13 protein-coding genes are annotated in these 12,710 nt (G+C 26.8%); 2 read left to right on the forward strand and 11 right to left on the reverse strand.

What is annotated here, in order from left to right; genetic code table 11:
• Positions 1–231 precede the first annotated feature (231 nt).
• Both ATCC9714_RS12085 and ATCC9714_RS12090 read left to right on the forward strand, forming a co-directional pair.
• A complete protein-coding gene (locus ATCC9714_RS12085) occupies positions 232–402 on the forward strand; it encodes a hypothetical protein (protein WP_021124755.1) in 171 nt (56 codons plus the stop codon).
• A gap of 127 nt (positions 403–529) precedes the next feature.
• Positions 530–715: a hypothetical protein gene (locus ATCC9714_RS12090; RefSeq protein WP_021128205.1), complete on the forward strand. Its 186-nt coding sequence runs from the start codon at positions 530–532 to the stop codon at positions 713–715.
• 49 nt (positions 716–764) lie between these two features.
• Here ATCC9714_RS12090 and ATCC9714_RS12095 read toward each other — a convergent pair whose 3' ends face one another.
• The 11 genes from ATCC9714_RS12095 to ATCC9714_RS12145 form a co-directional block, all read right to left on the reverse strand.
• The gene (locus ATCC9714_RS12095; protein ID WP_054630151.1) at positions 765–1,181 is read right to left on the reverse strand and encodes a gamma-glutamylcyclotransferase family protein; all 417 of its coding nucleotides are present in this window, start codon (positions 1,179–1,181) and stop codon (positions 765–767) included.
• Positions 1,182–1,185: 4 nt separating this feature from the next.
• Positions 1,186–2,106: a DUF979 domain-containing protein gene (locus ATCC9714_RS12100; RefSeq protein WP_021128207.1), complete on the reverse strand. Its 921-nt coding sequence runs from the start codon at positions 2,104–2,106 to the stop codon at positions 1,186–1,188.
• Positions 2,106–2,789: a DUF969 domain-containing protein gene (locus tag ATCC9714_RS12105; RefSeq protein WP_021124761.1), complete on the reverse strand. Its 684-nt coding sequence runs from the start codon at positions 2,787–2,789 to the stop codon at positions 2,106–2,108. Before ATCC9714_RS12105 ends, ATCC9714_RS12100 begins: the two co-directional genes overlap by 1 nt.
• 15 nt (positions 2,790–2,804) lie before the next feature.
• Positions 2,805–6,026: a M14 family metallopeptidase gene (locus ATCC9714_RS12110; RefSeq protein WP_057545637.1), complete on the reverse strand. Its 3,222-nt coding sequence runs from the start codon at positions 6,024–6,026 to the stop codon at positions 2,805–2,807.
• The gene (gene pcp, locus ATCC9714_RS12115; RefSeq protein ID WP_054630149.1) at positions 6,020–6,661 is read right to left on the reverse strand and encodes a pyroglutamyl-peptidase I; all 642 of its coding nucleotides are present in this window, start codon (positions 6,659–6,661) and stop codon (positions 6,020–6,022) included. Before pcp ends, ATCC9714_RS12110 begins: the two co-directional genes overlap by 7 nt.
• A gap of 188 nt (positions 6,662–6,849) precedes the next feature.
• Entirely contained in the window at positions 6,850–7,770 is a 921-nt protein-coding gene (locus ATCC9714_RS12120; protein WP_054630148.1) for a TraB/GumN family protein, read from the reverse strand.
• A gap of 103 nt (positions 7,771–7,873) precedes the next feature.
• Positions 7,874–8,791 carry a TraB/GumN family protein gene (locus ATCC9714_RS12125; RefSeq protein ID WP_054630147.1) on the reverse strand — a complete coding sequence of 306 codons (918 nt, stop codon included), beginning with the start codon at positions 8,789–8,791 and terminating at the stop codon, positions 7,874–7,876.
• A 107-nt stretch (positions 8,792–8,898) separates the two neighbouring features.
• Positions 8,899–10,017, reverse strand: coding sequence for a hypothetical protein (locus tag ATCC9714_RS12130; RefSeq protein WP_054630146.1), 1,119 nt, complete (start codon positions 10,015–10,017; stop codon positions 8,899–8,901).
• Positions 10,018–10,253: 236 nt separating this feature from the next.
• Positions 10,254–11,150, reverse strand: a complete 897-nt coding sequence (locus tag ATCC9714_RS12135; protein WP_054630145.1) for a flagellar motor switch protein FliM — start codon at positions 11,148–11,150, stop codon at positions 10,254–10,256.
• A 14-nt stretch (positions 11,151–11,164) separates the two neighbouring features.
• The gene (locus tag ATCC9714_RS12140) at positions 11,165–11,920 is read right to left on the reverse strand and encodes a flagellar hook-basal body complex protein (RefSeq protein ID WP_057545636.1); all 756 of its coding nucleotides are present in this window, start codon (positions 11,918–11,920) and stop codon (positions 11,165–11,167) included.
• An 8-nt stretch (positions 11,921–11,928) separates the two neighbouring features.
• Positions 11,929–12,702, reverse strand: coding sequence for a flagellar hook-basal body complex protein (locus tag ATCC9714_RS12145; protein WP_054630143.1), 774 nt, complete (start codon positions 12,700–12,702; stop codon positions 11,929–11,931).
• Between the last annotated feature and the right edge of the window lie 8 nt (positions 12,703–12,710).

Here is a 12,710-nt window from a genome sequence, read left to right on the forward strand (position 1 = left end):
TAGTTAAATTATTTCATATTTTTTAAAATTCAAAATTTTTTATATGATTTTGTATTTTTATTTCAAAATAGATAAATTTACTTGTAATTCTATGGTTATTTTAAAAATTTTTTTATTTTTTGACTTTTTGATATATCCTTGGTTAGCTTTATAAATTATGATATTATTTACAGATATGCGCTTATATGTATTAGGTTTTGGGGTTAAAGTCTTTTAAAAAGGGGGGATTTTATGTTGAAACATAAAAAAAATTATAGACTTTTATTTTGGTTTTTATCTGGAGTTATATGTGCTGTTTTGGGATATTTTCTAAATTCTATGGCTGTATCTTCTACACTTTATATGGCGTGTTTTATTGCTATTTTAATTTTTTTAGGAATTAAATTTTCAATTATAAAGTAATTTATGCAATTTATCCTACTTAGATTGGTTAGATATTAAATTTATGTTAATATATATATGTAGTTATTAATAACTACATATATATACTTCCTATGATTTATAAATTTTAAAGGGGGGTCTTTTAACAATGGATCGGTTGAGAAGAAGTTATAATATGGTTATGTTCCTACTTTCAGGACTAATCTGTGGTATATCTGGTGGTTTATTAGATATGCCTATATTAACTCCTGTGCTTTATACAGGCTCTGCTTTCTTTGGGCTTGCATTCTCAGGGTTAGCTCTTTCTTCAATTGAAAAAGGTTTAAGCAATTAGAATTAAGATTAAAAAAGCTAAATCAAATTTGATTTAGCTTTTTCCATTTCTACTTTTTTAAATTATAATCATGCCAATTTCCATTTTTAATATATATAGTCTCATTATCTTTAAGAAACTTATCATTTTTAAATATATATACATTAATTTTTTCAATAGTTCCATCTTCATAATATACATCTCTTACTTCTCGAGTATACATTATTTCATCACTTCCATCAAAATACCTCTCTAAGTAATCTACTTCCTTTAAAGTAGTTCCGTTTTCATCATCTTTAATTTCAATTACTTGTCCATAAACTTTATCTTTACCATCTATAACAGCAGGACACTTTTTAGAAGGCAAGTGATACATACAACCTTCAATATATGCCTTTTTATGTGATAAGGCCTTATGCTTTAAGTATTTATCATAATTATGATAACCTTTCATTAAGGTCCCGTATACAAACATTTTACACTTCATTTTTCTACCCCATAACTCTCATTAATATTATTTGAGCAACTAACATAACTAAGGCTATTGGTAATTGCTTTTTTATAACTCCATATTTATCTTTCATTTCGAGAATCGCTACTGGTACTATATTAAAGTTCGCAGCCATAGGGGTCATTAATGTTCCGCAATACCCACTTGTTAGTCCAATCATACCTACAACATTTGGATCTAGACCATATGCTAATATAAATGGTATTCCTATTCCTATAGTTATTACAGAAAAGGCCGCAAATGCATTTCCCATTATCATAGTAAATAGAGCCATAGCTACTGCATATATTATTATTGCTACAGTTATATTTCCTTCTGGTACTACATTACTTACCATTCCTGCTATAACATCTCCTACTCCAGCTGCTGCAAATATAGCTCCTAAAGAAGCTAAAAGTTGAGGTAAAATCGATAAAGGTCCAACTGATTCTAATAATTTTTTCCCTTCCGTTGGGATTGAAGTTAATTTGTCCTTAGACATTATCAATATTATTATAGCTGAAACTAATATACCAAATCCCATTCCAACTAAAGCTCCCAATTCAGGTAATGCAATTCCAAATATCAATGCTAAAACTCCCATTGATAATGCTGGTATAAATATTTTATTACCTATTTTATCAGCCATTTTTCTTTTATACTCTTCTGGTACTACTTTGTTTATTCCTGGTGCAACCTTATTAAGTATAGGTGGTATAGTCATTAAAACTACTAGTACTCCTGATATTTCACTTGGTATAAAATTACCAAGTCCTAAAACTGCAGCTAGGGAAAACCAGAATACAGCTGTTCCTACTTTATTCTTTTGTCCCTCATCTTTTAAAGCTCTAAACCCTACATATGCAGCCATTAAAGCACATGCTATATAAATAATTTCCATTATAATATCTTTAGTAGTCATTAACTTTTAACACCTGCCTTTTTCTTATACTTTTTCATAATTTTTTTATCTATTATCATAAAGTATATTCCTGATACTATTACTGCAATTAAAAATACTGGCATCTCAGCTTTTACAGCTGATACAGGATCAATTTTATAGTTAAATGGTTCTAACGTACTCTTTACTAGTAAAACTCCTGACCCTGCTATAAATAAAACTTGTCCGAAGAACCAACTTATATTTTCTGCTGCACTATTCATTGCTTTTATCGTATCTTTATCTTCTTCATCTAACTTCTTACCATGCTTTTCAACTGAAGCTTCTGCCATAGGACATATAACTGGTCTTATAAATCCTGCAACTCCTCCAAAACTTACATTAAATGCAGCTAAGGCTCCTCTTATAATCGTATACCCTATTGCAATTAATCCAGGAGTAGCTTTTTGCATTTTTGCTATTAAATCTCCTGCAACCTGCTTTAAACCATTCTTTTCTAAAACACCTACAACGGGAAGTGTTATTATAAACATTGCCATGTATCTATTAGCTACAAATGTTTCTCCAAGAGTTGATAAAATTTCTGGTATTGTCATTCCACCTACCAAACCAGTTACTACACCAGCAGCCATAACTATTGCTATAGCATTTAGTCTAAGTGCAAATCCTACAACTATAATCAAAATTCCGATTAATTTAATCATATATTCCTCCTTAACCTAGTTTTTATTAACTTTTATTGGTCTAATTCGTACATCTTTTAATATTATTTCATTTTTTATTTTTACAACTTTTCTACTTCGATCAAAACTTGAGTTATACATCATATGTATAGTTGCTATATCTGATAAATTATGAGTTTTACTACATAATTTTAGATATTTTCCTTGAGCTGTTTCATCTGAAACTTCAGTTGTCCAATCAAGTGCAGTTATCCAAGGATATCTATGAGATACATGCCAAGAATTTTCATTAACTTTATACGGTATCCAATAATAAATTAAATCTTTATAATAATTTGCCGGAAACAACTTAGGCATCCATTGATGTGCATATTTTTCAAATCTATTTTGCCAATCCTTATTCCATATAGTAATTTCTTTATCTTTATTTATATAATCACTTACTACATCTTGAATTGCACTGCTTAATAATTTATTTTCTGGATATCTATCATCATCTAGGTACCAAAAATACCCATAAAACAATGCTCTTGGTAACCAAAATCCTTTAAACCAAGGTGATGTATATCCAGAAAACTGTTGATCCCATTCATGTTTTGGAACTCCATGATTGTCAACTAATATATCTGGCAACCATTTATACCAAAGATTTGTCAGTGCCTTACTTTCTGTATATTTACTATCTTCTTTAAAATAATCTCTTGCAAATTCTTTACCTACACTGTTAAACCTAGCTATATGAAATTGCCATTCTGGATTATCCTTTTGTAGTTCATAGTGAATATATCCTCCATCTACATTTTCAAAAGGAATCATCACTATACTTAATTTGTCTAAATATTTCTTATAATCTTTTTGAGTAAGAATTTGTTTAATTAATAAAAATGCAGAATTCGTACTAGATACTTCATTTGCATGATGCCTATTGTTTATCTGGAATACAGGTTTATTATTTATAAGTTTATTTCTAGATACTAGGCTTGATTTATATTCTTTTGTAATTTCAATAGCATAAATATCTCTTCCTTGATAAGATTTTGATGCTCTAAAAATATTAACTCCTTTTACCTGTTTTAATTTATCTATAATCTGTATATATTTTTCATATCCAATCACTTCATCTTGTGGTATATCTATATCCTCTATCTCAATATATTCCTCAACCTTTTTATATTTGTTTTTATTCTCAATATAAAACTCTTTATCTCCGTATCTAATAACTAGGTTATTAAATGCATAGCTCTCATTTTGAATTTTTTTTCTTATTTTTTCGATATCAACTTCTTCTTCCATTGATAAATTTTTAGATATCTCTAAATCTACATAAACTTTATCTATTTCCCCATTTTTTATATAAAGTTCATTTATAAATAAATTTAAATCTAAACACACATAATCATTTAAATCATTTGACTCTAATGTAGCTTTTAAGTATGTACCTTGTCCATTCCTTTTATTTATGATAGGAAGTATTAACCCTGGTTCATCTAGTGCCTCTTTAACTGTCTTTATTCCTAAAGTCTTAAAAAAGTCTAATCCCGCAAAATATAAATCCTCATGAAGTGCACTTAGTGTAGATATTATATCTTCTCTTACATTTAGCTTATAATCTGGCTCACTTGTTAATATATCTAGCTTTAAAGTGTTAAAAAATGGTTGTTTGTCTTTAGTTGGATTATTGTTTGTCTTTTCTAATATATAATCTTTACACTCTACAAGTATTTCTTCCTGATATGTATCCCATATTTTTTCCACATCCGTTTTAACGTTTTCATCAATTATAGTTTTATTATTAATCTTTACATTAATTAAGCCTGTATTTGGATGTACTTTTCCAATCCCTACAAATTCACTTAAATACGGTCTTTGTGAATATTCAACATCAAAAGTTTCTCTTAAGATAATATTATTTTGTTTATCATAAACTAGAAATTCATAACTATATTCCTTATCTTCTAAAATCTTAAAGTTTATATAATCTCTTGAAATTCCAATTTCTTCTTCAATCAAATCATCTACTGGAAACAATTCTTGAACTAATCTTATTGGTAAATCAAAATGTTTATCAGGATTATCATCTCTAGATGCATCTATATTAGGTATAGCTCCATCCTCATCACCCCATTTTGTCTTTCCATCTGGCAAAAATGGTTTGAATTTTATATCTATACTACCTATAGAATTTATATCTATATTAGATTTTATATTTGGAATTATTTCTTCCATTATCCAACTTAAACCCTGTTTATATGAACATAAAACACTGCATCTTAATAGCTTAGCACCCTTTTTTTCTATTTGTTCTTTTATATAAAACTTTAATTCTTCTCTTATTTGTTGTTCTTCACTTACTAAAATTTTTATTTCTATCTCATCATCTTTTTTTATTTTATTTATAATTTTATCGTTTAGTATAGATTTAATCTCATCAACTTCCCATTTAAAATTGAATTCTTTTTCAAAAACTTTTATATTACTAGATTTATTTCCCTTTTTAAGTAAACGCTTCAGATCTTCTTTAAAATCTTTTAAACTAACCTCATTAGGTTTTATAAAGTATTCATAGTTTTTGCAAAAAAATTCTGAAGTTTTGATTATATCTTCTTCTTCTGCACCTATTATCAAAGACTTATTTTCTTTTTTAAATATTATATTTGAATCATTAAATTTTACATTTCCCTCTAAAAAATTTTTCCCAATATATATTTTTAATTTATCGTTATCTGAGTCTAAATTTTCTTCCGTTAATGCTATATTTAAATTACATCCAACACTATTAAATCCTAGTATAGTAGATATATTACAAGCTGCTAAAACTTCATTATCACTAGGGTTTTTAGATACTACTATTTGAGAATTTATATAATCTGGTAAAAAATCATTATCTGTATCAATTAATAGACCTTTTTTTATATCATTTATACAGCTTAAATCTTCATAGTTGTATATGTCTGCTTTTTGCTCTATTATATTTTCAATAGATTCTATATCCATAAAATCGATTTCCATATCTTTTGTAAATATGTCATACTCATTTACATCTTTATCATCTTCAATAAATTTTACTATTGGTAAATCTATTGCACTACATTCAAATCCAATTAAACAACATAAGTTTATTGCTTTTATTTTTTCGTCTATACTTGCATTTTTATTTAATACTAGTTTCCCGTTTAACCCATCAATCTCATTAGTTACTTCATCTATTTTTAAAAATTTATTTTTAATTAATAAACTTCTCAAATCTTCTATTAGCATATTTCTCCACCACTTATGCTTATATCTTCCTTATATATAGTACATGCTTCTATAGCTAGTTCTAATCCTTTTACAATTTCATCTAATGACATGTATGGTATATTTCTTTTGTCTATAACTTGACTTGTTGTATATGGTATATGTATAAACCCACCTTTTATATTAGGATATTTTTTATCTATCATATATAAAACTCCATACATTACATGATTACATACAAATGTTCCAGCTGTATATGACACAGATGCAGGAACTTCATTTTTTTTCATATGTTCCACCATAGCTTTTACTGGTAAGCTAGTTACATATGCTATTTCTCCATCTTTACGTACAGGCTCATCAGTTGGTTGATTTCCATCGTTGTCTTTTATTCTGAAATCATCTATATTTATAGCAATTCTCTCTGGCGTAATATCAAATCTTCCCCCAGCTTGGCCTATAGATATAACTATATCTGGTTTATGTATTTGAATCGCATCTTCTATAGCTTTTAATGATTTTTCTCTTACCGTAGGTATCGTTAATTTTATTATTTTTGCTCCATTTATTTCTTCTTTTATTCTTTTAACCGCTTCTTCAGCTGGATTTATACTTTCTCCTCCAAAGGGATCAAACCCTGTTACTAATATTTTCATATTTTCCCCTCCTATAAAATTAATTATAAAAAAATATTTATATATATAATACATTTTTCAAAATAATTTGTAAATACTTATTTTTCTTTATTTTCCGACAATTATTATATATTTTTTAAATTTAATTTAAGATTTAAATATAAAAGTAAGCATACATAAATATTTATGCATGCTTACTTTTATCTAAATTAATTATTTAATAAAGTTACTTTATATCCTATTTCCTCTAAATTTTTCAAAACATTATTATTCCCAAAATAATGCATAGTTCCTAGTGACACTATATATTTTTTATCTTGCCTTGCTAATTCATCAATTTTTTTAGCTATTTTGATATCTCTATTTTTATATTGTTTATCATAATCAGACTTATCTTTTATGTAAATATTTTTAGATTCATTTTCCATATACTTATAATCTCCATTTATATAAGCTTCTGTTGATGATTTCATTGAATCTGTTATTATTTTTAATTCATTTTCATTGTATGTATTTATGAACCTTATTAAATCAGAATTTGATTTTTTAAGCAAATCAACTTGCGTATTATTGCTTTCAAGTGATACTATTTGCTTTTTTTCTTCACTAAATCTTTGAGCTAAAAATGTAGTTAATGTAGTTCCTGTAAGCCCAGCTTTCTCAGATTCTACTTGCTTTACTAAAGATAAAAAACCACTAGGACTTAGGTTCTTTACTTCTTTATACTTTAAATTTAAAGTTTTTAAAACTTCATCTAACTTTTTTTGTTCTTCTTTATTTAATAAATCTTTTAACTCTTTATCTTTTAAATATAATTCTTTTTGTTGTTTTTCTTGTAACTCTTTTACTGTTTTCTTATCTGTGAAATTTATTTCAAGAGCAAGAGCATCTACCTTGTTTAAAACAATTTTCATTTCTTCATTTAGATAGTCTAAATTGGGCTTAGTAGGTTGATTTGATGCTGTAAGATATATATAATCTTTTCCCTTCTTAGCTTCCCAAATAAATCCTTTAGTTTTAATATTTGCTTTTTCTGATGTTTGATTTTCACCTTTTAGAGTACATCCTCCTATTAAAGAAAGTGCCATAATAGGCAATATTAATATAGCTATTTTCTTAAAATTTTTCACAAGAAATCCTCCCTTGTTTTTATTGTGTCATTGTTAATTTTATCATGATTTAAAATAACCCTTCAAGTTTTAACTTAAAGGGTTATTTATAGTATATACTTTTTTAGCTTTTTAATTTAGTTACTTTATATCCTTTTTCTTGTAATAATTTTACTATACTATCATTTCCAAAAAAATGCATAGTTCCTACTGCTACTGCATAATTTTCATTTTCTTTAATTAAATTATCTATTTTTTCTACCATTTGTTTATTTCTATCTTTTAAAAGTTTATTATAATCGTCTTTATTCTTTAATTGATTATCTTCCACATATTTTCCCATATAGTTTGAATCCCCTGTTATAAATGCATACATTATTTCATTTCCTGTTTTTATTTCTTTTTCAATGGTCTTTGCATTAAATTCATTTATAAATTTTTTTAAGTCTGTAGTATTTTTAGATATAATTCTATGTTGATCATTTATATTTTCAAGAGATATAACTTTTTTATTGTTTGAATTGTAAGTATTTTGTAAAAAAATATCAGATGTGTTTCCATTAAATCCAGCTCTTACATATATTTCATTTTTTATTAAATTTGATATAGCCTCAGGAGTTAAATTCTTTATATCCTCATATTTAAAATCTAAAGATTCTAATATTCTCTTAAACTTTTCTTGTTCTTTATTTGTTAGTAAATTATTTAATTCACCTTGCTTTAAATAAGTATTTTCTTTATTAATTTTATCTAATGACTTTTTTGTATTTTCATCAGAAAAATTAATTTCTAAAGCAAGTGCATCTGTTTCTTTTATAATTTTTTTCATCGTATCATTTAAATAATTTATATTAGATTTATCAGGATGCATTGTTCCTACTAAATATATGAAATCATCTCCTTTAGTAGCCTTCCAGAAAAATCCCTTTGCTAAAGTCGATTTTTTATCTTCTTGTCCTATTGAATTTATGCTACACCCTATAAAAAAAATTGGTATACATATAGCAATAGCTAAAAGAAAAATCTTATTCAATTTTTTCATACGTTTTCCCCCTTATGTCTACTCCCTTGTTATAATTGTAACATATAAAATAAATATAGAGTAGATAGTTAAACAAACTATCTACTCTATATTTATTTTAAATTTAATTAATCAATACTTCCAACATTGTATTCAATTTCCAACTTTTCTTTATAGTCATTTACAAGCATATCAAGTGCTTGCTTTATCTCATATTCATTTGGTAATATTACATATTTTCTTGCATCTAATATGAATTTACTTTCCTTATTGACTATATTTACACTAGAAATTTTCTTATTTACGCTACCCTTCATATCTAAAAGTAGCTGTGAAAATTCTCCTTTTGTTATGTTCTTTAAGATTATATGAATTTCTTTTTCTGTAAGTAAGTTTTCATAAGAAACTCTTTCTACTTCTTCATTAAACATCTGCATAACTTCTTTATTTGTATTTTTTATATACTTATCTAATATAAATTTAGAACCTTTAGCTGATACAAAAGCCCCTAATCCTATAAAGATTACATTTAATATAAGATATGCAATTATATTGTTTATTAATTTTCCATATTGAGTAGCTGCTCCTAATATAAAAAATGCTAATGATCCACCTAAAATACCTAAAGTTAATTTGACATTATTTATTTTTTCATAGTTTTTTTTATCTTCTAAGTAAAAATCTTCATCTATAGCATGATTTTTATACTTGTATAATTTGAAGTTTAGAGAGTTCGATGTCGAATTTAGATTATTTGCAAATCTAATATATTCCTTTACATCTACTGTATTGTCTAAACTCAAGCTATGAATAAAATCCTCTCCAAAAACCTTTATACTTCTTATAATAGATTTAAAAAGGGCATCTTCTTTTGAATCTCCATTCCATATAGACAAAGCATATTCTATACATCCAGACATACCTAAAATATGTTCCGTTTCAATACTTCCATCTATACCAAAGAAGTCTATTCCTTTTACTTTTCCTTCATTAGCTATAAGTTTGGCTTGATTATATGTAAAGTTTCCTCTTTTTAATATTTTTTTTGGCTCTAGAGTGGATTGAGTCATTCCTTCTTTTATTCTATCCTCAAAATCACCTATAGCTTCTTCATATTTGTCCATTGGAATCTCAATATTAACAGGGCTTCCATCCTCATTTTTAAACCTTAATTCACCATAATGTAAGCAAGAATCTACACATCGTTCTCCACTACTGTTATATTTACTTTTTAGTATCTTTGTCATATATAAATTTCACCCTTCGCAAATGAACTTTGATTTATTTTATAGTTTCACCAATTCACCTTCTTCAAGTATACTAGTTATCCTAACTCCAAAGTTTACATCTACTGTTAAAAATTGTCAATTAGTGATTGTAATTTAAATCAAATATCTATTTTAAAGTCATTCTTGTATTAGCTAAAACTCTTTAAATTATTCCGCCATAGATTTCTAGCCTTTATTTATTATAAGTTTGTCTGTTAATTGTTTTTTTCAACCATATCCTCAATAACAAGCCCTCTTTTATTTTCTATAAGCCCTGTTCTACACTTATATACATTAGATCCATTTACACTAAGTAATGAATGCTCATTTGTTTTAGTTTCTAATTTTAAAACATCACCTACATTTAAATTTATAAGATCTTTTACAGATATTTTTGTTTTTCCTAATGTGGCTAAAAGTTCTGCTTTTACATTACAAATATTTTTGTATATGGCTTGAGAAAACTCATATTGCCCTTCTATATGAGTTGATTTTAAAAGTTTTTTAGTTTCTAACTGCCCAAGTATTGGTTCCATACAGCAATAAGGGTTACAAAATCTCATTTTTCCAATTTCTTTTTTCCCATCATACATAGTCATATGTGCAATAAGAACAGATTCACTTACTGAGTATTTTCTACTTGATTCCATGTTGGTATGTATTGATGAAACTTTTCTTTTAGTACAACCATCTACTATATATAATCTAGTTATATAAGTAGTCGCTGCATGAAGCATTAAATGTTTATCAATCTCTGTAAGCTCTCTATTTGCATCTTCAAAAGTACCATCTCCACCTAGCATTAAATCTATAAGTGTAAGTACAACAGATTTATCTACTTGATATATAAGGCCCTTTACTAAAGGAAAAATATCATGTTCAACTATTATTGACCCTGGATTTGTTATATCCATAAATTCTTGAAAGTTTGTTTGTTCGACTTTTTCAAGCTTGCAAGTTATGTTTTTTCTTTTTAACTCAAAATTGATATGTAAATTCATATACTTGCAAAAGTCTTCAGATATAACGGATAAAAATCTCATATTATCAGTAGAATATCTTTGAGGATTTTTAAAATCGTAATTTCTAATTTGCTTTTCGATAATTTTCACCTCCCCCGTTGATTTTATCTACTTTGAAGATTGTTTGCTATTGACCACATTTCATCTACTGTCTGCATACCTCTACTATTATATTGGAATGCTCTTTGTGCCATCATTAGGTCTACTATCTCATCTTTCATATTTACATTTGAAGTTTCCACATACCCCTGTAAAATAGTTTTTTTATTTACAGTTTCAACTTGTCCTGGTTTTGCTGTAAATAAATTATCTCCTACAGCTGTGAAATCCGCATCTCCTTTAGTAGTATATAGATCTATATCTCCTATTTTTCTACTATCAAGATAGACTTCTCCAGATTTATTTATGCTTAGTTCTCCATTTTTTAAATTAGTATTTCTTAAATTTCCATTAGTAAATCTAATATCTAATATATTCCCATTATCATCTACTAATTTTCCTGTTGCATCTAAGTTAAATTCACCATTTCTAGTGTATGCATAACTTCCATCATTTCTTCTTACTCTAAAAAGTCCTTCACCATCTATAGCCAGATTAGTTTTTATTTTAGTTTCCTTTATAGCACCTTGAGAAAAATTTCTAGTTACTTGACTTACTCTAGATCCAGTCCCTGTTGTAGCATCCTTAGAATTTGTAGGAAAAGATCTTTTATGTAGATTTTCTTCATATAAATCCAAAAAACCAACCTCTAACTTCTTATACCCTACAGTTTGTACATTTGTTAAATTGTTAGATATTACATCTATCTTTGACTGGCTAGCTAACATTCCTGCTTTACTATTATGCATTATATTATACATATCTTTACCTACCTTACATTTCCTATTTCACTAGCAATTTGTTTTAGTGTAGAGTCTATAGTTTGTATAACCTTTTGATTAGCTTCAAATTCTTTTATTGTTTCCATAGATTCAGTTACAGATGCTATATAATCTACATTAGATCCTTCTAAGAATCCTTGTTTAATAGAATAATTATTAGTATTTGTAGGGTTGTTTCCTGAATATAAGTTATCTCCAACTTTTTTTAATCCCTTATAATCATTAAAGTCTACAATGTTAAACTTATAACTATTACCACCTTCTATAGTCAGTCCATTTGATGAATTTATAGTCATCTTTCCATTTCCAACATATATAGGCTCTACACTATTACTAGCTTGATTTACTCCCATAACATTATGACCACCATTTGTTACTAGATATCCTTGTGAGTTTATCTTAAAAGATCCATCTCTTGAATAAAATGTATTCCCATCATGATCTCTTACTTGGAAAAATCCACTTCCATTTAAAGCAAAATCTGAATTGTTCTCTGTTGAGATAAAACTTCCTTGTTTAAAATTAGTAGTTACCTCGTCGATTTTAGTCCCAAAACTTAAGTCCCCTAAAATTTGATGGGTTGGAATTCCATTTTTATAGTTATCATTATTAGATAAAGTCATTTCATCAAAACTTTTGGATATAAGTTTATCTTCCTTATATCCATTAGTTTTGATATTAGCTAAATTATTTGTTAAAACACTTTGTCTTTCTTGCAAGTTTAACATCGATGATACAGATGTATATAATCCTCTTAGCATATTTCCTC

This window comes from Paraclostridium sordellii (assembly GCF_000953675.1).
GTDB classification, from domain to species: Bacteria; Bacillota; Clostridia; order Peptostreptococcales; family Peptostreptococcaceae; genus Paraclostridium; species Paraclostridium sordellii.

What these genes read in the sequence shown, in the direction of transcription:
- ATCC9714_RS12085 (WP_021124755.1), top strand. Translation starts at nt 232, where the DNA reads ATGTTGAAACATAAAAAAAATTATAGACTTTTATTTTGGTTTTTATCT.
- ATCC9714_RS12090 (WP_021128205.1), top strand. Translation starts at nt 530, where the DNA reads ATGGATCGGTTGAGAAGAAGTTATAATATGGTTATGTTCCTACTTTCA.
- ATCC9714_RS12095 (WP_054630151.1), bottom strand. Translation starts at nt 1,181, where the DNA reads ATGAAGTGTAAAATGTTTGTATACGGGACCTTAATGAAAGGTTATCAT.
- ATCC9714_RS12100 (WP_021128207.1), bottom strand. Translation starts at nt 2,106, where the DNA reads ATGACTACTAAAGATATTATAATGGAAATTATTTATATAGCATGTGCT.
- ATCC9714_RS12105 (WP_021124761.1), bottom strand. Translation starts at nt 2,789, where the DNA reads ATGATTAAATTAATCGGAATTTTGATTATAGTTGTAGGATTTGCACTT.
- ATCC9714_RS12110 (WP_057545637.1), bottom strand. Translation starts at nt 6,026, where the DNA reads ATGCTAATAGAAGATTTGAGAAGTTTATTAATTAAAAATAAATTTTTA.
- pcp (WP_054630149.1), bottom strand. Translation starts at nt 6,661, where the DNA reads ATGAAAATATTAGTAACAGGGTTTGATCCCTTTGGAGGAGAAAGTATA.
- ATCC9714_RS12125 (WP_054630147.1), bottom strand. Translation starts at nt 8,791, where the DNA reads ATGAAAAAATTGAATAAGATTTTTCTTTTAGCTATTGCTATATGTATA.
- ATCC9714_RS12130 (WP_054630146.1), bottom strand. Translation starts at nt 10,017, where the DNA reads ATGACAAAGATACTAAAAAGTAAATATAACAGTAGTGGAGAACGATGT.
- ATCC9714_RS12140 (WP_057545636.1), bottom strand. Translation starts at nt 11,920, where the DNA reads ATGTATAATATAATGCATAATAGTAAAGCAGGAATGTTAGCTAGCCAG.
- ATCC9714_RS12145 (WP_054630143.1), bottom strand. Translation starts at nt 12,702, where the DNA reads ATGCTAAGAGGATTATATACATCTGTATCATCGATGTTAAACTTGCAA.